22 protein-coding genes and 1 tRNA gene are annotated in these 23,351 nt (G+C 68.4%); 10 read left to right on the top strand and 13 right to left on the bottom strand.

Features of this window, described 5'->3' with window-relative positions; all coding sequences use genetic code 11:
* Both A5764_RS29380 and A5764_RS13150 read right to left on the bottom strand, forming a co-directional pair.
* Positions 1-83 (bottom strand): hypothetical protein (locus A5764_RS29380; protein WP_231989699.1); only part of this gene is annotated, 83 nt, incomplete at its 3' end.
* Positions 84-261: 178 nt separating this feature from the next.
* Positions 262-1,704, bottom strand: coding sequence for an amidase (locus tag A5764_RS13150; RefSeq protein ID WP_067113938.1), 1,443 nt, complete (start codon positions 1,702-1,704; stop codon positions 262-264).
* A 112-nt stretch (positions 1,705-1,816) separates the two neighbouring features.
* Between A5764_RS13150 and A5764_RS13145 the strand changes: the two genes are divergently transcribed.
* On the top strand, positions 1,817-3,166 hold the full coding sequence (locus A5764_RS13145; RefSeq protein WP_369807317.1) for a hypothetical protein: 1,350 nt from the start codon (positions 1,817-1,819) through the stop codon (positions 3,164-3,166).
* A 4-nt stretch (positions 3,167-3,170) separates the two neighbouring features.
* Here the strand turns inward: A5764_RS13145 and A5764_RS13140 are convergent, their stop codons facing one another.
* Positions 3,171-4,457 carry an NRAMP family divalent metal transporter gene (locus tag A5764_RS13140; protein WP_067113937.1) on the bottom strand — a complete coding sequence of 429 codons (1,287 nt, stop codon included), beginning with the start codon at positions 4,455-4,457 and terminating at the stop codon, positions 3,171-3,173.
* A gap of 267 nt (positions 4,458-4,724) precedes the next feature.
* On the opposite strand from A5764_RS13140, the gene A5764_RS13135 reads away from it, so the two are divergent.
* Positions 4,725-5,129, top strand: coding sequence for a YkvA family protein (locus tag A5764_RS13135; protein ID WP_231989696.1), 405 nt, complete (start codon positions 4,725-4,727; stop codon positions 5,127-5,129).
* Positions 5,130-5,286: 157 nt separating this feature from the next.
* On the opposite strand, the gene A5764_RS13130 is transcribed toward A5764_RS13135, so the two are convergent.
* Positions 5,287-5,372 (bottom strand) — tRNA-Tyr (locus A5764_RS13130).
* A 69-nt stretch (positions 5,373-5,441) separates the two neighbouring features.
* Here A5764_RS13130 and A5764_RS13125 point away from each other — a divergent pair.
* The 4 genes from A5764_RS13125 to A5764_RS13110 all read left to right on the top strand — a co-directional run bounded on the left by A5764_RS13125 (position 5,442) and on the right by A5764_RS13110 (position 10,396).
* Entirely contained in the window at positions 5,442-5,933 is a 492-nt protein-coding gene (locus A5764_RS13125; RefSeq protein ID WP_067113935.1) for a YajQ family cyclic di-GMP-binding protein, read from the top strand.
* Between the two features lie 112 nt (positions 5,934-6,045).
* On the top strand, positions 6,046-7,533 hold the full coding sequence (locus tag A5764_RS13120) for an NAD(P)/FAD-dependent oxidoreductase (RefSeq protein ID WP_067113934.1): 1,488 nt from the start codon (positions 6,046-6,048) through the stop codon (positions 7,531-7,533).
* 41 nt (positions 7,534-7,574) lie between these two features.
* Positions 7,575-8,600 (top strand): NAD(P)H-dependent glycerol-3-phosphate dehydrogenase, encoded by a 1,026-nt coding sequence (locus tag A5764_RS13115; protein WP_067113933.1) that lies wholly within the window; start codon positions 7,575-7,577, stop codon positions 8,598-8,600.
* 236 nt (positions 8,601-8,836) lie between these two features.
* Positions 8,837-10,396, top strand: a complete 1,560-nt coding sequence (locus A5764_RS13110; RefSeq protein ID WP_067113932.1) for a SulP family inorganic anion transporter — start codon at positions 8,837-8,839, stop codon at positions 10,394-10,396.
* 93 nt (positions 10,397-10,489) lie between these two features.
* Here A5764_RS13110 and htpX read toward each other — a convergent pair whose 3' ends face one another.
* A complete protein-coding gene (gene htpX, locus A5764_RS13105; RefSeq protein WP_067113931.1) occupies positions 10,490-11,350 on the bottom strand; it encodes a zinc metalloprotease HtpX in 861 nt (286 codons plus the stop codon).
* Between the two features lie 81 nt (positions 11,351-11,431).
* The gene (gene grcC1 / locus A5764_RS13100) at positions 11,432-12,448 is read right to left on the bottom strand and encodes a nonaprenyl/(2E,6E)-farnesyl/geranylgeranyl diphosphat synthase (RefSeq protein ID WP_067113930.1); all 1,017 of its coding nucleotides are present in this window, start codon (positions 12,446-12,448) and stop codon (positions 11,432-11,434) included.
* Between the two features lie 21 nt (positions 12,449-12,469).
* Here grcC1 and menJ point away from each other — a divergent pair, with 21 nt between their 5' ends.
* The 3 genes from menJ to A5764_RS13085 all read left to right on the top strand — a co-directional run bounded on the left by menJ (position 12,470) and on the right by A5764_RS13085 (position 14,811).
* Positions 12,470-13,690 (top strand): menaquinone reductase, encoded by a 1,221-nt coding sequence (menJ, locus tag A5764_RS13095; RefSeq protein ID WP_369807316.1) that lies wholly within the window; start codon positions 12,470-12,472, stop codon positions 13,688-13,690.
* 85 nt (positions 13,691-13,775) lie between these two features.
* Positions 13,776-14,450 (top strand): class I SAM-dependent methyltransferase, encoded by a 675-nt coding sequence (locus A5764_RS13090; protein WP_067113929.1) that lies wholly within the window; start codon positions 13,776-13,778, stop codon positions 14,448-14,450.
* Between the two features lie 25 nt (positions 14,451-14,475).
* Entirely contained in the window at positions 14,476-14,811 is a 336-nt protein-coding gene (locus tag A5764_RS13085; RefSeq protein ID WP_067113928.1) for a DUF732 domain-containing protein, read from the top strand.
* 3 nt (positions 14,812-14,814) lie between these two features.
* Here the strand turns inward: A5764_RS13085 and A5764_RS13080 are convergent, their stop codons facing one another.
* A complete protein-coding gene (locus tag A5764_RS13080) occupies positions 14,815-15,507 on the bottom strand; it encodes a demethylmenaquinone methyltransferase (RefSeq protein WP_067113927.1) in 693 nt (230 codons plus the stop codon).
* Positions 15,508-15,622: 115 nt separating this feature from the next.
* Here A5764_RS13080 and A5764_RS13075 point away from each other — a divergent pair, with 115 nt between their 5' ends.
* A complete protein-coding gene (locus tag A5764_RS13075) occupies positions 15,623-16,447 on the top strand; it encodes an SDR family oxidoreductase (protein ID WP_067113926.1) in 825 nt (274 codons plus the stop codon).
* Between the two features lie 10 nt (positions 16,448-16,457).
* Here A5764_RS13075 and A5764_RS13070 read toward each other — a convergent pair whose 3' ends face one another.
* From A5764_RS13070 to A5764_RS13045, 6 genes are all read right to left on the bottom strand, one after another.
* Positions 16,458-17,612 (bottom strand): glycosyltransferase family 1 protein, encoded by a 1,155-nt coding sequence (locus A5764_RS13070; RefSeq protein ID WP_067113925.1) that lies wholly within the window; start codon positions 17,610-17,612, stop codon positions 16,458-16,460.
* Positions 17,613-17,650: 38 nt separating this feature from the next.
* Entirely contained in the window at positions 17,651-18,184 is a 534-nt protein-coding gene (locus A5764_RS13065) for a DUF3592 domain-containing protein (protein WP_067113924.1), read from the bottom strand.
* On the bottom strand, positions 18,181-19,839 hold the full coding sequence (gene menD, locus A5764_RS13060) for a 2-succinyl-5-enolpyruvyl-6-hydroxy-3-cyclohexene-1-carboxylic-acid synthase (RefSeq protein ID WP_067113923.1): 1,659 nt from the start codon (positions 19,837-19,839) through the stop codon (positions 18,181-18,183). Before menD ends, A5764_RS13065 begins: the two co-directional genes overlap by 4 nt.
* Positions 19,840-19,937: 98 nt before the next feature.
* Positions 19,938-20,726: an alpha/beta fold hydrolase gene (locus A5764_RS13055; protein WP_067113922.1), complete on the bottom strand. Its 789-nt coding sequence runs from the start codon at positions 20,724-20,726 to the stop codon at positions 19,938-19,940.
* Positions 20,723-21,715 carry an o-succinylbenzoate synthase gene (locus A5764_RS13050; RefSeq protein ID WP_156664655.1) on the bottom strand — a complete coding sequence of 331 codons (993 nt, stop codon included), beginning with the start codon at positions 21,713-21,715 and terminating at the stop codon, positions 20,723-20,725. The genes A5764_RS13055 and A5764_RS13050 overlap by 4 nt, the downstream gene beginning before the upstream one ends.
* On the bottom strand, positions 21,712-23,325 hold the full coding sequence (locus tag A5764_RS13045) for an amidohydrolase (protein ID WP_067113921.1): 1,614 nt from the start codon (positions 23,323-23,325) through the stop codon (positions 21,712-21,714). Before A5764_RS13045 ends, A5764_RS13050 begins: the two co-directional genes overlap by 4 nt.
* Positions 23,326-23,351: the final 26 nt, after the last annotated feature.

Genomic DNA, 23,351 nt, shown 5'->3' with positions numbered 1-23,351 from the left:
GCCAACTCCGCCAACTCCTCGAACAACACCTCAACACGCTCAGCAGGACTCAACACCGCGGCAGACGATGCGATCGAAGACATAACGTCATCATCGCAGCCACCTACGACAAGTTTCGGCCGTCCATCCCTGCCTGTCGGAGCTCTCTTTCCGGGCCGGAACGTGGCGGTCGGATTGGGGTGCTAGCCAGGGAATATGCAAGCCGCTGCGGCAGGTGGCAGAACCGATTTCAGATTTTGCCCGCGCTCGCAGAAATGAGCGTCACGCGATCGCCGGGCGAGCGGACACCCACGGGTGGGCCGATTCCAGTTGGGCCGCAACGCGAATGAGGACGTCCTCCCGGGCGTACGCCGAGGCCAGCTGTACGCCGATGGGCACTCCGTCGGCGTTGCGGTGCAGGGGCAGGCTGATCGCCGGCTGGCCGCTCATGTTGAAGGGCGGCGTGAACACGGCGAACCGACCGGCGCGCCGCATCGGCGCCGTCGGGTGCTCGGGATCGTTCTCGAACTCCGAGAGGAACGGCGGCGGCTCGGCCACGGTGGGGGTAAGCAACAGGTCCCAGCCGTCGGCCCACCATTGCTGCAGCGCCCGCCGGAACGCATAGACCGCCTCCTGCGCCACCGCGTAGTCGAGCGCGCTGACCTGACGGGCCCGCTCGGCGAGCACCCAGTTCACCGGCTCGACCTCGGCCGAGGTCAGCTCTCGCCCCAGCGTCCGGCCGAAGCCGCGCACGCCCATCGCCATCTGTGTCGCCCACAGCGCCATGAACTCTTTGGTCAACGTGGTATCGGCGAGGCAGGCCGGCCACGCCGGCTCGACGATGTGCCCGAGCCCCTCCAGCTTCGACCCGGCGGCGCGCACGGCCGCGACGCAGTCTTCGTGCAGGGAATCGCCGCGCGGGTGGACGTCGAGCAGCCCGATGCGCAGCCGGCCTGGGTCGGCGCCGACCTCATCGAGGTAGGGGCGCCGCGGCGCCGGCGCGATCACCGCGTCCCCGACGCCGGGTCCGCGGACCGCGTCGAGAAGCCCCGCCGTGTCGCGCACCGTGCGGCTGACGCACAGTTCGACGCCCAGGCCCGCCTCGGCGCGCACCGGCCCGACGGTGATCCGGCCCTGGCTCGGCTTGAGTCCCACCAGCCCGCAGCAGGACGCCGGGATGCGGATGCTTCCGCCGCCGTCCGAGGCGTTCGCGAACGGGACCATCCCGGCGGCCACCGCGGCGGCCGCGCCGCCACTCGACCCGCCCGGCGTGCGGTTCAACGCCCAGGGATTGCGGGTCGCTCCCCACGCGATCGGCTGGGTGGTCGGCAGGCTGCCCAGCTCGGGGGTGTTCGTCCGGCCGGCGATCACCAGCCCGGCCGCCTTGAACCGGGCCACGAGCGTGGTGTCGCGGGCGTCGATCTTGGCGGCCGCTTTCAGCGCGACATTTCCGTTCGACAGCGTCTGGCCGGCGAAGCTGGTGTAGAGGTCCTTGAGCAAAAAGGGGACGCCGCGGAACGGGCCGTTGGGCAGGTCCGGGTCGGCGGCCACGGAACGGGCGTGGTCGAACCACTCGATGACGACGGCGTTCAGCGACGGGTTGGCTCGCTCGATCCGCGCGATCGCCGCCTCCAGCAGTTCGCTCGGCGTGACATCGCCGTTGGCCACCAGCGCCGCCTGATCCGTGGCGTCCATCCAGCGGGTCTCGTCGGCCAGAGCAGTCATGGCCTCCGGTGTATCACGTAGTCAACGTCGCACCGGCGCCCGCACAAGAGTCGCGGTGGCGGCGGCCCGGCCTTACGCTCGTTGGTTGCACGAACTTAACGGGGGTTTATTGATGCGTGGGATCGAGGGGCAAACTGTGTCCTTACACTGGTTTGCCCCGATCGCGGTGGCCGGCTGTCTCGTCACCGCGTCGTGTTCGGAAACCGTGGGTCCGCCCGCGGCCACACCGACCACCTCGACTTCGACCGCCCAGACCGCCACCAGCAAGGTTTCCGCGCCGCCTCCGGTAACCGGTCCCCTGGAGAAGGACTGGAAAAGCTATGGCGGCACGGCCTACTTCGGTTGTCCGGAAAAGTTTTCGCAAAGCAAAACGGCGCTGCAGGACGTCCGGCCCAAGGTCTTCGATACGAAATCGGGACAGTACGTGGCGCCGGCCGTCCCGAGCGTCGCCGCCGGCGAAAACCTCACCGGCGGCATGTGCGCGCTGACCGGCACCACCGACGACATGAAGGTCGTCTACGTCGTATCCACCGTCAAACCGGCGCAAGCCCCGCAACCCGAGATCACCAAGACGACGGCGTATGCCTTCGATTTGAAGGCGGGCCAGCCGTTAGTGACCAAGGAACTGCAGCCGCCGACCCCCGACCTGAAATTGACCGCACCGGCCGAATGGGCGCTGGCCTCGACCGCATCCGGCGTGGCGTGGGTGAACGCCTTCACCGATGGGCACGCGCCCGCGTCGCCGCCCCGGACCGTGATCCTTTCCGGCACCGATCTTTCGACGGCGTGGAACGATCCGCAGCCCGGCCGCGTGTGGCAGGACGTCCTCGCGTTTCAACGCAACACCGACGCCACCAAGACGTCGGGAGCCGAACTGCGCCGCCCCAGCGGGGAAGCGATTTATCAGGACAACGACATCTCCAGCGTCGACGCCGAATTATCCGACGGCCCAGACAAACTGGTGAAGATCACGTATTCGGATCCGTCCAGCCCGTCGGTGCTCTCGACGATGTTCTACGACTTGAACGCCAAATCGCTGATCAAAGTCGGGGATACAGACCGGATCTCCGGCGGCGGTTTGGCGGCGACGCTGTCGGACGGGAAGTTGTTCGTCGACGGCCGCAATTCGGATACGTCGCAGTTCGGGTTCGGGGTGTGGAACCTGCGGACGCAGAAGTGGGATCTGCTGAAGACGCGTGACGACGCCAACAAGATGTCGATTTCGAAATTGGCGTTCTTCGAAGACCACCTCTACATCACCAACACGGGCAACACGTTCGCGGTCCTGGCCTTGCCCGCCACCGATCCGATCGCGACGACCTGGTCGGTCCGGCCGTTCGCGCGGATCTCCGGCTGGACGCTGGTGTGCCGCGGCGAGAACGCCGCGGCGCTGAACGGAGACTGCAAGGAGATCGTGATGGTGCAGGATCAGGACGGCCGCTTCCCGGGCCCCTGGTCCTGAAGGACTAGGTCCAGCCGAGGGCCTGCGGAACCATGTAGAGCCCGAACCCCATCACGAGAAGGCACAGGGCGCGGGCGACGTATTTGTGAACGCCGCGCATCCGCCACTCCTCGGGCAGCGCGCGGGCCTCCAGCGCCAGCAGCAACCCGAGCACGATGGGCAGCAGCAGGGCGTTCATCACCTCGACGTCGACCGCCAGGTTGACCAGGTCGACGCTGGCCAGGACGAGCGCGGCGCCGATGAGGTGGGCAAGCGCATAGGTGATGTAGAACTTCGCGGTGGCGCGGTTGGGCCGCTGGTTGAGGGTGTGCCGCCACCCGAACACCTCCGAGAGACCCCACGCCCCGGCGAGCGAGGCGACGATCGCGGCGACCAGCGCCGCGCCCAGCATGCCCAGGCCGAACAAGACGGTGCCACCGACGTGGCCGAGGTACGGGGTAAGTGAGGTGGCGATCTGGCCGACCGTGTTCAGCGTCGCCTCGCCGTTGTGCTTCCCGATCGTCGAGGCCATGGTGACCACCACCGCGATCATGATCAGCTGGGTCAGCACCGCGCCGGCGGCGGTGTCGTGGCGGGCCTGGCGGATGGTGGCGACCGACAGGTGCTTGTCGACCACCGCGCCCTGTTGGTAGAAGACCATCCAGGGCATGATGACGGCGCCGACGTTGGCCGCGATCAGCAGCAGGTACGACGAGTTGCCCAGCGGCATCGACTTCAGGCCGTTCAGAAGCGCTTCCGGGTCCGGCCGGGACATGACCATGGCGACCAGGAAGGCCAGTTCGGCGGCGCCGATGGCCAGGCCGATGCGTTCGACGCGCCGGTAGCTGCCCGTCAAGGCCAGTCCCAGCAGCGCCGCGGTCGCGACCGGGACGCTGACCCACCGCGAGACGCCGAACAGCTCGCCGACCCCGGCGACGCCGGCGAACTCGGTGAGCAGCGCCCCGATCGCCGAAGCGAACAGCGTGAACGCCGAGATCCAGGCCCAGAAGCGGCCGAACCGTTCCCGGATCAGCGCGCCGTGCCCCCGTTTCGTGACGATGCCCAGCCGCACCGTCATCTCCTGCACGACATACAAAATCGGCATCAAGATCAACTGGGGCAGGACCATCCGGTAACCCCACTGCGCACCGGACTGTGACGCGGTGATGAGCGAGCCCGCGTCGGTGTCGGCCAACATGACCACCAGGCCCGGGCCCCACACCGTCAGCAGCCCGAGCCGCAGCCAGCGTCCGCCCCGGGAGATGGGTCGCGGCGATCCTCCTTCCGCCACCGGCGTGGTTGTATCGGTCACCCTCGACTCCTTCGTGCGGTGCGGCGCGGCCTGGGATCAAGTGAGGCTACCCTAACCGGGGGTCGACGCCAGCCCCGGGTTCGCCCACACGACGCTGACGAGCTAGCAGCCCATCTTGTGCATCAGGCGATAGCGCCTGCACGCTGCTTTGCTGCGACGCGCGCTCCCCTGCGCCCACCGCGTCAACCCAAGGTAAGGTGAACGGGGTTTGAACTGCCGGTAAACGGGGGACCCGCCCCAGCAGCAGCTCTGCGACAGGATTCAGCGGTGTGGTCGATTGTGGTCGGTGCCCTGAGCGGCATCGTGCTGGCGTGGCTCATCCTGGTTGCCGCGATCTGGCTGGCCAAACCGGACGACCTCGGCGTCGGCGACATGATCCGGTTGCTGCCCGATCTGCTGCGGTTATTCAAGCGCGTGGCCACCGACGGCGCGGTGCCGCGGATGGTCCGCGTCGAGCTGGTGCTGCTGCTGTGCTATCTCGTCTCGCCCATCGATCTGATACCGGATTTCATCCCGGTCATCGGATTCCTCGATGACGCCCTCGTCGTCGCGATCATGCTGCGCATCGTCGTGCGCACCGCAGGCCCTGAGATGCTGCAAAAACATTGGCCTGGAACACCGCAAGGACTGCAGGTGTTGCGCCGACTCTGTGGTCTGCCTCAACACGGCTGAATCAGCTCTCGCCGGTGACGCGTTCGACGTACCTTTACGACAGCCGTCGCACTTGCGCATCACTGGTGGTTTCAGCCGCATTCATCGCCGCTGGGCACGTCCTGCGGAGATCGACTCTGCTGAGCCGGTGGACGGCGGTCAGATAATTCTCTCCGATTGGTGGCAGGTACAGGATTCGAACCTGTGTAGGCGTAAGCCGACGGATTTACAGTCCGCTCCCATTGGCCGCTCGGGCAACCTGCCGCCAGACAGGTTACAACGAACGGGTAGACAAGGCACAAACGGCCATCAACCGAGGAAGGGACGGATCGAATGGCGGATTCATCGTTCGACATCGTCAGCAAGGTGGATCGGCAGGAGGTCGACAACGCGCTCAACCAGGCCGCCAAGGAGCTGGCCACCCGCTTCGACTTCCGCGGCACCGACACCAAGATCACGTGGAAGGGCGATGAGGCCATCGAGCTGACCTCCTCGACCGAGGAGCGCGTCAAGGCCGCCGTCGACGTCTTCAAGGAGAAGCTGATCCGCCGCGACATCTCCATGAAGGCCTTCGACGCCGGCGAGCCGCAGGCCTCGGGCAAGACCTACAAGATCACCGGCACCCTCAAGCAGGGCATCAGCAGCGAGAACGCCAAGAAGATCACCAAGCTGATCCGCGACGAGGGGCCCAAGAACGTCAAGACCCAGATCCAGGGCGACGAGGTCCGCGTCAGCAGCAAGAAACGCGACGACCTGCAGGCCGTCATCGCGATGCTGAAGGACGCCGACCTGGACGTCGCGCTGCAGTTCGTCAACTACCGATAGCAATGCGCGAGCCCGTGAGACCCGCGCCGAGCGTAACGCCACGGCGAAAATCCGCGCCGTTTTTCGCCGTGGCGTTACGCTCGCGGCGTTCGTTTTCCAAGCGAGGTTCACGATGACCGCGGCTCCCCATGACGCCGACTACTTCGACGTCGTCATCGTCGGCGCCGGCATCTCCGGCATCGACGCGGCGTATCGGATCACCGAGCGCAACCCGGGCCTGACTTACACCATCCTCGAGCGGCGCGCGCAGATCGGCGGCACGTGGGACCTGTTCCGCTACCCCGGCGTTCGCTCGGACAGCAGCATCTTCACGCTGTCGTTCCCCTTCGAGCCGTGGACCCGCAGGGAAGGCGTCGCCGACGGCGTCCACATCCGCGAGTACCTCGGCGCGACCGCGCGCAAGTACGGCATCGACCGGCACATCCGGTTCAACAGCCATGTCCGCTCGGCGGACTGGGATTCGTCGACCGACACCTGGACGGTCACCGTCGAGCAGGACGGCGCCCGCCGGCTGTACCGCGGCCGGTTCGTGTTCTTCGCCAGCGGTTACTACAACTACGACGAGGGCTACACCCCGGACTTCCCCGGCATCGAGCGGTTCGAGGGCGCCGTGGTGCATCCCCAGCACTGGCCCGAAGAACTGGACTACACCGGCAAGAAGGTCGTGGTGATCGGCAGCGGGGCCACCGCGGTCACGCTGATCCCGGCGCTGAGCGACCGGGCCGGAAAGGTCACGATGCTGCAGCGCTCGCCCACTTACATAATGTCGGCCTCCAAATACAGCAGCTTCGCCGCCCTGGCCCGGAAGCTATTGCCGCGCAAGGCGTCCCACTTGGCCATCCGGATGAACAGCGCCTTGCTGGAAGCGGTGTTCTGGTTCTTGTCCCGCAAGGTTCCGCGGTTCGTGAAGTGGTTGCTGCGGCGGGTTGCGATCAAGAACCTGCCCGACGGCTACGACGTGGACACCCACTTCAAGCCGCGGTACAAGCCGTGGGACCAGCGGGTATGCCTGATTCCCGACGCGGACCTGTACGCCGCCATCAGCGCGGGCCGCGCCGAGGTGGTCACCGACCACATCGACCATGTCGACGCCACCGGCATCGCACTGGAATCCGGTGGTCACCTTGACGCCGACATCATCGTCACGGCCACGGGCCTGCAGCTGCAGGCGCTGGGCGGGGCCACGATCAGCCTGGACGGCGCCAAGGTCGACCACCGCGACCGCTTCGTCTACAAGGCGCACATGCTCGAAGACGTGCCCAACCTGTTCTGGTGCGTGGGCTACACGAATGCGTCCTGGACGCTGCGGGCCGATATCACCGCGCGTGCGACGGCGAAGCTGCTGGCCCACATGGCAACTCACGGCTACACCCATGCCTACCCCCACCGCGGCGACGAGCCGATGGACGTCAAGCCCTCCTGGGACATACAGGCCAACTATGTGAAGCGGTCGGGGCACGCGCTGCCCAAGTCCGGGACCCGGCGGCCGTGGAATGTGCGGCAGAACTACTTCGCCGATGCCATCGACTACCGGTTCGACCGCATCGACGAGGCGATGGTCTTCGGGCGGGTGGCCGGCCGGGTAGCACTCGCCGGGTGAACTGCTTCTAAATCCCGGATGTCGGCAATACGCTGATGCCCATGGCAGCTCAGCAGCGCGAACCCACGGTCGTTGTGCTCGGTGGCGGTTCCTGGGGGACCACCGTTGCGTCCATCTGCGCGCGCCGCGGGCCGACGCTGCAGTGGGTGCGCTCCGAAGCGACGGCCAAGGACATCAACGAGAATCACCGCAACAGCCGCTATCTGGGCAACGATGTCATCCTGAGCGAAACGCTTCGCGCCACCACCGACTTCTCCGAGGCCGCCAGCTGCGCCGATGTCGTGGTCATGGGCGTGCCGTCGCACGGCTTTCGGGGCGTGCTCACCGAACTGGCCAAGGAACTCAGGCCGTGGGTGCCGTTCGTGTCGCTGGTCAAGGGCCTCGAGCAGGGCACCAACATGCGGATGTCGCAGATCATCGAGGAGCTGCTGCCCGGTCATCCGGCGGGGATCCTGGCCGGACCCAACATCGCCCGCGAGGTGGCCGAGGGCTACGCCGCCGCGGCGGTGCTGGCCATGCCCGACCAGCATCTCGCGACCCGGCTCTCGGGGTTGTTCCGCACCCGCCGCTTCCGGGTTTACACCACCGATGACGTCGTGGGGGTCGAGATGGCCGGCGCCCTGAAGAACGTCTACGCGATCGCCGCCGGGATGGGCTACTCGCTGGGCATCGGCGAAAACACCCGCGCACTGGTGATCGCGCGGGCGCTGCGCGAGATGACCAAACTGGGCGCGGCGATAGGCGGCCACCCCGACACCTTCCCCGGGCTGGCCGGTCTGGGAGACCTCATCGTCACCTGCACCAGCCAGCGCAGCCGCAATCGCCACGTCGGCGAACAGCTCGGCGCGGGCAAGCCGATCGACGAGATCATCGCGTCGATGAGCCAGGTCGCCGAGGGTGTCAAGGCCGCCAGCGTGATCATGGAGTTCGCCAGCGAGTTCGGCCTGAACATGCCGATCGCGCGCGAGGTCGACGCGGTGATCAACCACGGCGCGACCGTCGAGCAGGCCTACCGGGGCTTGATGGTCGAGGTCCCCGGGCACGAGGTCCACGGCGCCGGGTTCTGAGCTGTCAACCAAACAACTCGTAACGAAAATATTTGCATTCCCTATGCGCCGGGGTCGCCGCCTTGACCGGCGGTTTGTCGCAAAATACCGTCGAACGACGTAGCAGGGCTTTGAGCTGCCGCTGGCGCGGTTGTAATCCTTTGCGCGCCAAGAAGCTACGCCGACGCAACGCAGCGTGATCCCGGGGCCGGATATTCCGAACTTCCCCCGCAAAGACCGATGAGGGAAAGCGACCGATGCAACACATCGAACAGCGCGGCGACCAAGTTTTTCAGCAGGGACACAAGGAATCACGAAGGGAACGGCTACGATCCGTTGCTCGGCATGACCTGCCTTCGTCACTGGTGGTTTTCCTGGTCGCCCTTCCGTTGTCGGTGGGCATCGCGATCGCGTCCAACGCCCCGGTGCTCGCCGGCCTGATCGCCGCGATCGTCGGCGGCATCATCGTCGGGTGCCTCGGCGGATCACCGCTGCAGGTCAGTGGGCCGGCCGCCGGCCTGACCGTGGTGGTCGCCGATCTGGTTTCCGACTTCGGCTGGGGCGTAACGTGTTTGATTACCGCCGCCGCGGGGGGGCTGCAGGTTTTGTTGGGTCTCAGCCGCGTTGCGCGAGCCGCGCTGGCGATCTCACCCGTCGTCGTGCACGCCATGCTCGCCGGCATCGGCATCACCATCGCGCTGCAACAAGCCCACGTGTTGCTGGGCGGAAAGTCCAAAAGCGATGCCTGGCACAATCTCGTCGGCCTGCCGGGTCAGATCATTGGCGCGCACCGGCCCGGCGTGATCCTGGGGGTGCTGGTGATCGCGATCCTGGTCGCCTGGCGGTGGGTTCCGGCTCGGTTGCGCGCCGTTCCCGGACCGCTGGTCGCCATTGTGGGAGTGACCCTGATCTCGGTGGTCTTCCCGTTCCAGGTGCGGCGCATCGATCTCGACGGGTCGCCGCTGGATGCGCTGCAGCTGCCCGACCTTCCGCACGGCAACTGGGGCGCGGTGGCGATCGGCGTGATCACGGTCGCGCTGATCGCCAGCGTGGAGAGCCTGCTGTCGGCGGTCTCGGTCGACAGGATGCACAATGGCCCGCGGACCGACTTCAATCGCGAGCTGATCGGTCAGGGCACCGCCAACGTCGTGTCGGGGGCCATCGGCGGCCTGCCGGTCACCGGCGTGATCGTCCGCAGCTCAACTAACGTCAACGCGGGCGCTCGGTCCCGGGCCTCCTCGGTCATGCACGGCGTGTGGATCCTGCTGTTCACGGTTCCGTTCTCGGAATTGGTCGAAGAGATCCCGACCGCCGCGCTCGCCGGCCTGCTGATCGTCATCGGCATCCAGCTGCTGAAGCCGGCGCACATCGAAACCGCATTGAAGAACGGGGATCTCGCGGTCTACGTGGTGACCGCGGTGAGCGTCATCTTCCTCAATCTGCTGCACGGTGTGTTGATCGGACTGGCGCTGGCCATCACGCTGACCGGATGGCGGGTGATCCGGGCCAAGGTGGCGGCTACGCCCGTCGAGGACGGCTGGCGCGTGATGATCGAGGGCGCGGCATGCACGTTTCTCGCGCTACCTCGGTTGACCCGTGTGCTGGCGTCTGTCCCCGCTGGAAACGTTGTGACGGTGGAGCTTTCGGTCAACTACCTCGATCACGCCGCGCGTCAAGCGATCACCGACTGGCAGCGCCAATACCAGGCCACGGGTGGCACGGTTCGCCTTCAGGGAACGCTCGAGACGGGGCACCTCGCCCTACGGCGCCCCCACGATCTGATCAAGGAGACCGAACGGCCCGGGGCCGCTGCGTAATTCGCCGCGTCGACGGCTTCGCGGGCGTAACCCTGCGGCGATTTTGAAGCCGATATTTCGCCGTGGCGTTACGCCCGCGAACAACGGCGGGCCTTATCCCCGCGCCATCTCCTCCAGCCGGCGGATGCGGTCCTCGATCGGCGGGTGTGTCGAAAACAGTGACCCGATCCGCTCACCCGCGCGGAACGGGTTGGCAATCATCAGGTGCGCCTGGCTGGCCAACTGCGGCTCGGGCGGCAACGGGGCCAGCTGCACCCCACCGGAGATCTTGCGCAGGGCCGACGCCAAGGCCAGCGGGTCGCCGGTCAGCACGGCGCCCGATTCGTCGGCCTGATACTCGCGCGACCGCGACACCGCCAGCCGCACCACCGTCGCGGCGATCGGGCCCAGCAGCGAAACCAGCAGCAGCGCAAAGGGATTCTCACCATCGCGGTTGCCGCCGAACATGCCGGCCCACAGGGCCATGTTGGCCAGCGCGGTGATCACCGACGCCATCGCGCCGGCAATGCAAGATATCAGGATGTCGCGGTTGTAGACGTGCGAAAGCTCGTGTCCCAGTACGGCGCGCAGCTCGCGCTCGGTGAGGATCTGCAGGATGCCGGTGGTGCAGCACACCGCGGCGTTGCGCGGGTTGCGGCCGGTGGCGAACGCGTTGGGCGCGTTGGTGTCGCTGATGTATAGGCGGGGCATCGGTTGGTGCGCGGAGGTGGCCAGCTCGCGCACGATCCGATACATCACCGGCGCCTGTAGCTCCGAAACCGGCTGGGCGTGCATCGCACGCAACGCCAGCTTGTCGCTGTTGTAGTACGTGTAGATGTTCATGCCGACTGCGAACAGCACCGCAATGAACATCGCGGTCCTGCCGAACAACGACCCGACAAACACGATCAACGTGGACATACCGACCAGCAGGGCGAACGTCTTCAACCTGTTGGCATGCGGATGCCAGGTCATCGGTGTCCTCCTTGGAGCATCAACTACTGCTCATTGAACGCCTGAGACGGTGGTCGAGGTTCCGCTGGGTTATTTAGGGCGCTAACCGTGGCGGCTGACCGTGTAGTCGACCAGCGTCTCCAGCGCGCGCCGACCGGGTAGGTCAGGCAAAAGGGCCAGCTCCTGGCGTGCTTGCTCCGCATACTGCGCCAGGAATTGTTTGGCCTTGGCCATGCCGGGCGACGCCCGCAACAGCGCCAGCGCCTCGGCCACCGCCTCGTCGTCGTCGACGGGCCCGGCCAGCAGCTCGCGCAGCCGCGCCGCCTCGGGCCCGGGCTCGCGCAGCGCGTAGACCATGGGCAGGGTGTGCACGCCTTCGCGCACATCGGTGCCGGGCAGCTTCCCGGATTCATGGGAGTCGCTGTCGATGTCGATGATGTCGTCGGAGATCTGAAAAGCGGTCCCGACGATGCCGCCCAGGCGGCTGAGCCGCTGCACCTGCTCGCTGTCGGCGCCCGAGAACATCGCCCCGAATTCGCCCGCCGCCGAGATCAGGCAGGCCGTCTTCTCGTACACCACCTTCAGGTAGTGCTCGACCGGGTCCGCCCCCTCGGCCCCTTCTCTCAGGCCCCGGGTCTCGCGCATCTGCCCGGTCACCAGCTGGGCGAAGGTCTCGGCGATGAGCCGCACCGCCTCCGGCCCCAGCCGCGACACCAGCCGCGACGCGGTCGCGAACAGGTAGTCGCCGGCCAGGATCGCGACGTTGTTGCCCCAGCGCACGTTCGCGGTGGGCGCGCCGCGGCGCACCTCCGCCTCGTCCATCACGTCGTCGTGGTACAGCGTGGCCAGGTGCACCAGTTCGATGACCGCGCCCGCGATCGTCACCTCGTCCGCATCCGGGTTCGGCCCGAGCTGCGCCGACAGCACGGTGAAAAGCGGCCGGAACCGCTTGCCGCCGGCCTTGAACAGGTGCGTCAGCGAATCGGTCATCACCGCGTCCGCGCCGTGCAGTTCGGTGTCCATCAGCTGCTCGATGCGCCCGACACCGTCCCGCACGGTCGCGGCAAACGCGGCGTCTCCAAAGTCGATGCCCGCGACCACCGTCGCCGGAGTGCTCACGCGACCAACATACTGGTGGGTGTGAAGATCGCAGCCGACCTGGTGGTCGTGGGCGCCGGACCCGCCGGTTCGGCCGCGGCAGCCTGGGCCGCCCGCGCCGGCGACGACGTGCTGGTGATCGACTCGGCCGGCTTTCCCCGCGACAAGCCGTGCGGCGACGGTCTGACGCCGCGCGCCGTCGCCGAGCTGGAACGGCTGGGGCTGGGCGACTGGCTCGATACGCGCATCCGGCACCGCGGATTGCGGATGAGCGGATTCGGCGGCGAGGTGGAGGTCGACTGGCCGGGCCCGTCCTTCCCGTCGACCGGCAGCGCGGTGGCCCGCCTGGAGCTCGACGACCGCATCCGCAAATGCGCCGAGGACTCCGGGGCGCGGATGCTGCTTGGTACCAAAGCCGTTGCGGTTCACCATGACTCGTCGACGCGGGTGGTGTCGCTGACGCTGGCCGACGGGACCGAGGTGCGCTGCGGCAAGTTGATCGTCGCCGACGGGGCCCGGTCGTCGCTGGGCCGCAAGCTGGGCCGGCGCTGGCATCAGGAAACGGTGTACGGCGTCGCCGCACGCGGCTATCTGGCCACCGCGCGATCCGACGACCCCTGGCTGACCTCGCACTTGGAGCTGCGCTCCCCCGACGGCGCCGTGCTGCCCGGCTACGGCTGGATCTTCCCGCTGGGCAACGGCGAGGTGAACATCGGCGTCGGAGCATTGTCGACGTCGAAGCGCCCGGCGGATCTGGCGCTGCGACCGCTGATCTGCTACTACACCGACCTGCGCCGCGACGAGTGGGGCTTTACCGGCGAGCCGCGGGCGGTGTCGTCGGCGTTGCTGCCGATGGGCGGCGCGGTCTCGGGGGTGGCCGGGCCCAACTGGATGTTGATCGGCGACGCGGCGGCCTGCGTCAACCCGCTCAACGGCGAAGGCATCGACTACGGCCTGGAGACCGGGCGGCTGGCCGCCGGGCTGCCGGGCTCGCGCGACCTGTCGCGCGTGTGGCCGTCGCTGCTGCATCAGCACTACGGCCGCGGGTTCTCGGTGGCGCGCCGGCTGGCCCTGCTGCTGACCTTCCAGCGGTTCCTGCCCACCACGGGGCCGATGGCGATGCGCTCGACGAGGCTGATGTCCATCGCGGTGCGGGTGATGGCGAACCTGGTCACCGACGACGACGCCGATTGGGTGGCGCGCGCCTGGCGCGGCGGCGGCCGGCTGTCACAGCTCATCGATCACCGAAAGCCGTTCAGCTAAGCCAGCTTCTGCCGGCCTGCGCCAATCCGCCCCTATCATATCAAAACCGTTGACATATATCAGGCTGCTTGATATACAGGAGCACATGACTCAACCAGTGGATTTCCAATTCGAAGGTGCCTACCGGGGTGAATCCCCATTCGGTGCGGGCGTGCGCCCGCCGTGGAGCATCGGCGCCCCGCAGCCGGAGCTGGCGGCCCTGATCGAGCAGGGCAAGTTCCACGGCGACGTCCTGGACGTGGGCTGTGGGGAAGCGGCGATATCGCTGGCGCTCGCCGAACGAGGACACAAGACGGTGGGCCTGGACCTCTCCCCCACCGCGATCCAGCTGGCCCGAAAAGAGGCCGAGAAGCGGGGCCTGACGAACGCCACCTTCGAGGTGGCCGACATCAGTTCCTTCACGGGCTATGACGGGCGGTTCGGCACCATCGTCGACAGCACCCTGTTCCACTCCATCCCGGTCGAGGCGCGCGACGGCTACCAGCAATCGATCAAGCGGGCCGCGGCGCCCGGGGCCTCCTACTTCGCCCTGGTCTTCGACAAGACCGCGGTGCCCGGGGGCCCGATCAACGCGGTCACCGCCGACGAGCTGCGCGACGTGGTGGCCAGGTACTGGGTCATCGACGAGATCAGGCCGGCGCGCATCCACGGCAACCTGCCCGACAGCTCCCCCGACCTGCCGTTCACCGGGGTGCGCGAAGAGCCGAACGGGCTCAGGTCCGTCGCCGCGTGGCTGCTATCCGCGCACCTGGGCTCGTGAAAACATCAGGTGTATAGTCCGGCTAATGAAGGGTACGAGGCTGGCTGGTGTCGGCGCCGTGGTCGGTGCCGCTATCGCACTGGCGGCGCCGGCGCAGGCCGACGACTACGACTACACGTTCAAGCAGACCGTCAACCACTTCGGCGTATACGGTCCGCAGGACCAGCTCGCGTGGCTGGGCAAGATCGCCTGTGACCGAATCGGCCACGGCGTGGACGGCGACCCGTACAAGTCGGCCAACTTCCTCCAGCACAACCTGCCGCTGGGCACCACGCAGGGTCAGGCGTTCCAGTTCCTGGGCGCCGCGATCGACCACTACTGCCCCGACCAGGTCGGCTTCATCCAGCGGGCCGGCCGCTAAACCTTAGTTGGGCGGCTTGTACGCCGCGTGCAGCGCCACGATGCCCCCGGTCAGGTTGCGCCAGCGCACCGCCGACCACCCGGCCGCTGAAATCCGCTGCGCCAGCCCGGCCTGGTCCGGCCAGGCCCTGATCGATTCGGCCAGGTACACGTAGGCCTCGGGGTTGCTCGACACCGCCCGCGCCACCCGCGGCAGCGCCCGCATCAGATATTCCTTGTAGACCGTGGCGAAAAGCGCGCTGGTGGGCGTGGAGAATTCGCACACCACCAACCGGCCGCCGGGCCGGGTGACGCGGAACATCTCGCGCAGGGCGGCCTGCTGGTCGGCCACGTTGCGTAACCCAAAGCTGATCGTCACCGCGTCGAAGACCTCGTCGCCGAACGGCAGCTTGGTGGCGTCGCCGGCGACCTTGGGCACCCTGCGACCGGCGCCGGCGGCCAGCATCCCGACAGAGAAGTCGGCCGCCACACACCACGCCCCCGATTTCTTCAGCTCCACGGTGGACACCGCGGTGCCGGCGGCGAGGTCGAGCACCTTGTGGCCGGGGCCAATCCGCAACGCCGACCGGGTGGCCCGCCGCCAATGCCGGTCCTGACCCAGCGACAGCACCGTGTTGGTCACGTCGTAACGGCGGGCCACGCCGTCGAACATCGACGCGACGTCGCGGGGGTCCTTGTCCAATGCCGCGCGACTCACGACGGCAACGCTACCGGCCGCCCGCCCGACGACGATGCGGCCCGCGAAGCGGGGTGAGGAGGAGCCGGGCAGTTAGCCCGGGAATGAGATGACGACGAGCGCGTTGTAGGGCTGCGTGACTGAAAAAGTTTGGTTTATCACCGGTACATCGAGAGGCTTCGGACGGGCGTGGGCGATCGCCGCACTGGAGCGGGGTGACAAGGTCGCCGGGACGGCGCGCAACACCGCATCGCTGGACGACCTGGCAGAGAAGTACGGCGACGCGCTGCTGCCGATTCGGCTGGACGTCACCGATCGCGAAGCCGACTTCGCCGCGGTCAAGCAGGCGCACGACCATTTCGGGCGCCTGGACATCGTGATCAACAACGCCGGCTACGGCCAGTTCGGCTTCGTCGAGGAGCTCTCCGAGCAAGACGCGCGGGATCAGATCGAGACCAACGTGTTCGGCGCCCTGTGGATCACCCAGGCCGCTCTTCCCTACCTGCGGGAGCAGCGCAGCGGACACATCATCCAGGTGTCGTCGATCGGGGGCATCACCGCGTTCCCGTTGGTCGGCATCTACCACGCGTCCAAGTGGGCGCTGGAGGGCTTCTCGCAGGCACTGGCCCAGGAGGTCGCCCCGTTCGGCGTGCACGTCACATTGATCGAACCGGGCGGCTTCGACACCGACTGGGCGGGAGATTCGGCCAAGCACGCCGACTCGCTGCCGGCGTACGATGAGATTCGCGCCGCCGTGCAGGCCGAGCGCAGCAAGCGCTGGGCCAGCCCGGGCAACCCAGAGGCATCCGCCGCCGCGCTGCTGAAGGTGGTCGACGCCAAGGAACCGCCGCTGCGAGTCTTCTTCGGCGCGTCGCCGCTGGAAACGGCCAGGGCCGACTACGAGAGCCGGCTACGCAATTGGGAGCAGTGGCAGCCGGTCGCCGAGCTCGCGCAGGGTTGAGCGCAGATCGTCACTCGCCCAAGGCGTATCGCGTCGCGGACACCCGCCGCCGGGTGAAGGGCGACAGCACCGCCTCGTAGTGGCCGAGCAGCTCGTCGCAGATGACCGGCCAGCTGCGGCCGAGCACGCTGCGGCGGGCGGCGGGCGCATAGCGGTGCCGCTCGGCGAGCAGATGCGCCACGGCGCCGGGCAGCTGAGCCTCGAACTCGTTGACGGGCAACAGCAGTCCGGTGCGACACGGGGCGATGAGGTCGCGCGGCCCGCCGGCGTCGGGCGCGATCACCGGCAGCCCCGAGGCGAGCGCCTCCTGCACGACTTGGCAAAACGTCTCGTGTTCACCGGTGTGCACGAACACGTCCATGCTGGCATACGCCGCGGCGAGCTCCTCGCCGTACAGCGCACCGGTGAAAACCGCTGTGGGCATGGCGGATTGCAGCTTGGTTTCATCGACGCCGTCGCCGACGATGACCACCTGTACGGAATTGCCGGCGTTCAGCGCGACCAGGCGCTCGACGTGCTTCTCCGGCGCCAGCCGGCCCACGAAGCCGACGATCGGCTTGCCCTGCGGCGACCACCGCCGCCTGAGCTCCTCGCTGCGCGCCGACGGCGCGAAACGCAGCACGTCGACGCCGCGTGCCCACCGGTGTACCCGGGGAAATCCATGTGCGACAAGGGATTCCATCGTCACGCTGGACGGGGCCAGGGTGCGGTCGGCGAGTCGGTGAAGGTGGCGGAACCACGCCCAGGCCGCCCGGGTCGTCATCGGGATGCCGTAACTGGCCGCGAAGCCGGGGACGTCGGTCTGGTACACCGCGACCGTCGGGACCCCCAGCCAGCGAGCTGCCTTGACGCCGCCGTAGCCGAGCAGGGCCGGCGACGCCAGATGCACCACGTCGGGGTCGAATCCGCGTAGCACGCTCACCATTCGGGGCAACGGCACACCCAGCGGCAGCGTGGTCACCTTCGGGAACATCCGCGACGGCACGCGATGCACCCGAATGCCGTCGTGAATTCGATCCGCCCGCGGCTGACCCGGCGGGTTGTCAGGTGCGATGACGAGGGCCTCGTGACCCGTCCGCCGCAGGTGCTCCAAGACGCGCAGCACTGAATTGCTGACACCGTTGACATTGGGGAGGAACGACTCGGCGACGATAGCAACGCGCACGACACCACGATGTCAGCATCGCCTGTCGGAAAGGTTGCCTACGAGCATACGTCGCGCGAAATCTCCTGGTCGGACGCCTCGGCGCGGCGGTCCAGCCTCCTGTCCAGCAGCGCCAGGCCAATCAGCGCCGCCGCCGCAACCAGCCACGCCACCACCGCGATCGAACCCGCCGGGATGATCGCCAGCCCGGCGTTGCGGTGCTGCACCCGGACCAAGTTGGGGTCCCTCTTGTTGTACTCGACGTAAATCCGCATGCCCGTCGCCAATTCGGACGGATACAGCACACCGAGTTCGGGGCGGTAGGTGACGCGCTCGGGTGTGACGAATTCGATTGTGGAGCGCCGCGGCCCGGCGCTGAGCACCTCCGCCTGCGCCACCCCCATGTTGTGTTGAATCGCAATGTCGTCGCGCCAGGCGCCGGCCACCAGCAGCAACGACTGCAGCGTGACCAAACCGGCCACGATCAACACCGCAATCCGCGCCCACCCCAACACAATCCTGGCCCGGGTCCTCGGCGGCTCATCACTGCGACCATGAAGCAGGATGCGCAACAACGCTTTTGGTGACGTCACAGCGCAGCTTTGATGGCAGCGTGTAGTTGTCGCAGCGAGGACCGGTCGGCCTTGACCTCCAGCACCCGCATGCCGGCACCCGGCTCATCGAGGGCCGCGTCGAGGTCGTCGACCTCGATCTGCCGGCTCTCCACGTGATAGGCGCGGCACAGCGCGCCGACGTCGACGTCGTGCGGGGTGCCGAAGATGCGCGAGGACACGTCGGAGAACCGGGGGTCGCCCTGCTCGAGCAGTTCGAAGATGCCACCGCCGTTGTCGTTGGACACCACGATGGTCAGCCGCTGCGGCGTGGGTTCGGTGGGGCCGATCAGCAGCCCAGAGCTGTCGTGGACGAACGTCAGGTCGCCGATGAGCGCGACGGTGCGTCCCTCGTGTGACCCCTCGTGCGACCCCTCGTGAGCCAAGGCCGCCCCGATGGCGGTGGAGACGGTGCCGTCGATGCCGGCAACGCCGCGGTTGGAGCGCACCTTGATGCCATCGGGGTCCAGACCCACCAGCGCCGCATCCCGGACCGGGTTGGACGCGCCGAGCACCAGCTGGTCGCCGGGCCGCAGCGCGTCGGCGACGGCCGCGGCCACATGCAGCCCGGTGGTCAGCGGGTGCGCCTTGAGTTGACCGCGCACCGCTTCGTTCGCGTGCCTGTTGACCTCCGCGCAGCGCTTCAGCCAGGCCGGATCCGGGGCGCCGGAGGTGACCGCCCGGGTGCCGGTGGCCTGCGAGTTCCCCGAGACGTCGGGCCAGCGCGGCCCGGTGGTCAGCGCGTACACCGGCACCTTTGGGTCGGCCAGCAGCGCCGACACCGGGCGGTGCAGCGTCGGGCGGCCGAGCATGATCACCTGCTTGGGGCGCAGCAGCGGCAGCGCCAATGGGTGCAGCGGATTAGGCACGGGCCGGCCAGAAAATGAAGTGGGCTCGGCGACGGTCGGCAGCTGCGCCAGGTTGGGGTGCTCGCCGGCGCCGTGGCCGGCGATGACGACGGTGTCGGGCGACAGGTCGATGTCCAGCGGCTGGTCGAACGAGACGGGCGGCGTGTACGTCCACGGCTTACCGCCGGGCCGCCCCTGGGGAATGACGGCGCCGCGGGGTTCGGGATCGGGCACCAGCGGCTCGCGCAGCGGGATGTCGAACTGGACGGGACCGGCGTTGGCGGTGCGAGATCCCGTGGCCGCCGCCAGGACTCGGCAGGTGGCCGATCGCCACGTGGCGTTGAGCGCGTCCAGCCGCTCGGGCGCGTCCTCGGCCAGGCCCAGGCTGATGGCCGCGCGGACCTGGGTGCCGAAATAGCCCAGCTGCTCCATGGTCTGGTTGGCCCCGGTGCCCAGCAATTCGTAGGGCCGGTTGGCCGACAGCACGATGAGCGGCACCCGCGCGTAGTTCGCCTCCAGCACCGCCGGACCGAGGTTGGCCACCGCGGTCCCGGATGTCATCGCGACGCACACCGGCGCGCCGGCGGCGATCGCCAGCCCGATCGCCAGGTAGCCGGCGGTGCGCTCGTCGATGCGAACGTGCAACCGGATCCGGCCGGACCGGTCGGCGTCCTGCAGCGCGAACGCCAGCGGCGCGTTGCGCGACCCGGGGCATAGCACCACGTCGCGGACGCCGCCGCGGATCAGCTCGTCAACGACGACGCGGGCCTGTGTCGTCGAGGGGTTCACTCCTACAGGGTGTCATAACCCGCTGACCACGCGCCGAGCGTGGAGTTGCGGGGCTGGACCGGGATGGACCGGGATGGACCGGGATGGACCGGGATGGACTAGGCCCTCACCCCGGCGAAGAACTGCAGCGCCGCGGTGTTGACGGCCTGGGGCCGCTCCAGGAACCCGAGGTGACCGGTGTCGGGGATCTGCAGGTACCGGCCGTTGGGCATCGCATCGGCAACCTCGCGCCCCAGGTAGGCCGGCGTCACCACGTCGTCGGAGAAGCCGATCACCAGCGCGGGCGCGGCGATGCTGCGGTAGGCGGGCAACCGGTTGGTCTGCGGGGAGACGTCCAGCTGGCAGCGCAGCCCCGGGGTCTGCTTGACCGGCCAGGTGCAAAACATCGCGATCCAGTCGGCGACGGCCGCGTCGTCGTTGATCGTTTTGCGCGAAAAGCTTTCCAGCAGGCGGTTTCTCGCGTCCAGCGCGGGCGGCATCTCGATCCCGGAGGCGTATAGCTCGACCTCGGCGTCATAAAAGAACTTCCGCGCGCGGTCCAGCCGGCCGCGGGTGGCCATCAGCACCGCGGCGCTGACCAGCTCGGGCCGCGACACCATGAGTTCCTGCGCGATGAACGAACCCATGGACACCCCGACGATCCGCGCCGGGGCCAGGTCCAGCGACTCGATCAGCGCGGCGGTGTCGCCGACCATGGTCTGCGTCGTGAACCCCTCGGCGTTTTCGGTGGCACCGATCCCGCGGTTGTCGAAGGTGATGCACCGATATCCGGCGGCCACAAACGCGGGAAGCTGATGGGGATGCCAGGTGCGTCCCGCGCCGCCGCGGCCAGCGATGAAAACGACGGGTTCACCGGACCCGCGATCGTCGTAAGCCAGGTTAATCACCCGGACGACGGTACAAGGAGCGGGTGGCAGGACTTGACCCGGTCGATCCACCACTGGCGCCGCGCGGGGGGTGCGGCCAGCGCCTGTAACCGTGCGGGGTCGGGCGTCACCGGCGCCACCGGGAGGAAGCCGTCGACGGGGACGGCGACGTCGGCCACGTCTGCTGAGAACAGCCCGCCGGTGCCGAGCCCGCAGGCATGGCGCAGTTCCGGCAGGGCCGCCGCAGCGGTCAGCCCGGCGGCGATCCCCACCGCCGAATCGAGCGCGCTGGAGACCACGACCGGGATGTCGATCCGCGCGGCGATGCCCAGCAGGGCCGAAATGCCGCCCAGCGGAGCGGCTTTCAGCACCGCGATGTCGGCGGCACCGGCGCGGACCACGGCGAGCGGGTCGTCAGCCTTGCGGATGCTCTCGTCGGCCGCGATCGGCACGCCCGGCATGTCCGGGTGGCGGCGAAGCGCGGCGAGCTCGTCGACGGTCGCGCAGGGCTGCTCCAGGTACTCCAGCGGGCCGTCGGCGGTCAGCGCGGCCGCCGCTCGGGCCGCCTCCTCGACGGTCCAGCCGCCGTTGGCGTCCACCCGCACGGTGGGAACGAGCCGGCGCGCGGCATTGACCCGTTCGACGTCGTCGGCCAGCGTCTGGCCGGGCTCGGCGACCTTCACCTTGGCGGTGCGGGCCCCGGGGAACCGGGCCAGCACCTCGGCGACGCGGGCGGCGGGGACGGCCGGCACGGTGGCGTTGATGGGGATGCGGTCCCGGAGCACCGGCGGGGGCGGGCGGTACGCGCCCTCGACGGCCGACGCCAGCCAGTGCGCGGCCTCGTGCGGGCCGTATTCGACGAATGCCCCGAATTCGCCCCAGCCGGCCGGGCCCTCGATCAGGGCGACCTCGCGGATGGTGATGCCGCGAAAGCGCACCCGCATCGGCAGCGCCACCACGTGCAGGCGGTCCAAAAGGTCCGCAAGCGCCGGCAAAAAAGGGCGAGTCACCGCTGGTAGACCTGGCGACCCGCGAGAAACGTCGCGCGGATCTCGAGGTCGGCGATCCGCTCCGGCGGCACGGTGCGCGGATCGCCCGACAGCACCACCATGTCGGCGTACTTGCCGACCTGCAGCGAGCCGATCACATCGTCGGCGAACAGCTGCCAGGCGGCGTCGATCGTCTGCGCGCGAATGGCCTGATCGACCGTCAACCGCTCCTCGGGCGCCAGCACCCGGCCGCTGGGCGCCGTGCGGGTCACGGCCACGCTGATGTTGCGCAGCGGCTCCTCGGGGGTGACCGGCGGGTCGTTGTGCAGCGAGATCCGCATCCCGGTGGCCACCGCGGAACCCGCTGGCATCCAACGGGATCCGCGCTCCGGGCCGAACAGGCCGTCGACGATGATGTCGCCCCAGTAATGGATCTGGTCGACGAAGATGCTACAGGTGACGCCGAGGTCGGCGGCTCGTTGGAGTTGATCGGGCCGGATGGCGCCCACGTGTTCGAGGCGCAACCGGTGATCGGGGCGCGGATCGCGGCGCAGCGCTTCTTCGTAGACGTCGAGGATGGTGTCGATGCCCGCGTCGCCCTGGACGTGGCACGCCATCGGCCAGCCCCGCGGGAAGTAGGCGCCGACGATCTCGCTCAGCTGCTCCCGGGTGTAGTTGGCGTGCCCGCAGGACCCCGGCGTCACCCCGATGGTGCGGGTGGCGGCGGTGTCCAGGTACGGGAAGGACAGCGCGATGTTGCCCACCCACGGCGAGCCGTCCACCCAGATCTTGATGCCGACCTGGCGCAGCATGTCGTCGCCCTCGCCGGGGGTGGCGTCGGTGTGCAGCTGCGGGTTTGAGATCTCATAGGTGCGCAGCCGGACCGTCAGCTCGCCGCGCAGCTGCTCGACCAGGGGCCGAAACCCCGGGTCGAAGGCCATCTCCGAGCAGGTGGTGAGGCCCGCTCGGTTCAGCCGGGCGCACTCGGCGAGCAACATCGCCGGGTAATCGCCGGGCGCGATGGCGCCGGCCAGCAGCGGAAACACCGCGCCGGTTTCCTCTGCGGTGCCGTCGAGTTCGCCGTGCGCGTCGCGGCCGAACTTGGCGCCCTTGGGATCTGGGGTGTCGCCGGTCAGGCCAGCGCCCCGGGCGGCGTGCGAATTGAAGTAGGCCTTGTGCCCGGAGTTGTGGATGATCACCAGCGGGCCGTCCGGCGCCATCTCGTCCAGCCAGGCCAGCGTCGGCTCGGGAAGCCCGGGCTGCAGCAACGGGTCCCAGCCGTTGAGGTAGGCGCCGTCGGTGCCTCGTGCGGCCGACTCGCGGGCGACCGCGGCGACGACGTCGTCGGCGTCGCGCAGGGTGACCGGGCGGATGTCGACGATGCGGTCCGACAGCGCGACGGCCTCCATCAACGGATGACCATGTGCCTCAACGAATCCCGGCATAACGCAGCCTCCACCGAACGAGCCGACGTCGATGGTTCGGGTGCCCGGGCCGATGTGGTCGGCGACCTCGGCGCGGCTGCCGACGGCGACGATGCGGCCGCCGGCCACCGCGAGCGCCTCGGCCGTGGGTCGCGCGTCATCGACGGTCAGCAGGGTTCCGGTGATGACTAGGTCTGCGGGCGCCATGTGCAGGGATCCTAATGATCGGGGGC

Source organism: Mycobacterium sp. 852002-51057_SCH5723018 (assembly GCF_001667035.1).
Lineage (GTDB): Bacteria > Actinomycetota > Actinomycetes > Mycobacteriales > Mycobacteriaceae > Mycobacterium.
This window is presented reverse-complemented; position numbering and strand designations above follow the sequence as displayed.

What these genes read in the sequence shown, in the direction of transcription:
- A5764_RS13150 (WP_067113938.1), bottom strand. Translation starts at nt 1,704, where the DNA reads ATGACTGCTCTGGCCGACGAGACCCGCTGGATGGACGCCACGGATCAG.
- A5764_RS13145 (WP_369807317.1), top strand. Translation starts at nt 1,817, where the DNA reads ATGCGTGGGATCGAGGGGCAAACTGTGTCCTTACACTGGTTTGCCCCG.
- A5764_RS13125 (WP_067113935.1), top strand. Translation starts at nt 5,442, where the DNA reads ATGGCGGATTCATCGTTCGACATCGTCAGCAAGGTGGATCGGCAGGAG.
- A5764_RS13120 (WP_067113934.1), top strand. Translation starts at nt 6,046, where the DNA reads ATGACCGCGGCTCCCCATGACGCCGACTACTTCGACGTCGTCATCGTC.
- A5764_RS13115 (WP_067113933.1), top strand. Translation starts at nt 7,575, where the DNA reads ATGGCAGCTCAGCAGCGCGAACCCACGGTCGTTGTGCTCGGTGGCGGT.
- A5764_RS13110 (WP_067113932.1), top strand. Translation starts at nt 8,837, where the DNA reads ATGCAACACATCGAACAGCGCGGCGACCAAGTTTTTCAGCAGGGACAC.
- htpX (WP_067113931.1), bottom strand. Translation starts at nt 11,350, where the DNA reads ATGACCTGGCATCCGCATGCCAACAGGTTGAAGACGTTCGCCCTGCTG.
- A5764_RS13090 (WP_067113929.1), top strand. Translation starts at nt 13,776, where the DNA reads ATGACTCAACCAGTGGATTTCCAATTCGAAGGTGCCTACCGGGGTGAA.
- A5764_RS13085 (WP_067113928.1), top strand. Translation starts at nt 14,476, where the DNA reads ATGAAGGGTACGAGGCTGGCTGGTGTCGGCGCCGTGGTCGGTGCCGCT.
- A5764_RS13045 (WP_067113921.1), bottom strand. Translation starts at nt 23,325, where the DNA reads ATGGCGCCCGCAGACCTAGTCATCACCGGAACCCTGCTGACCGTCGAT.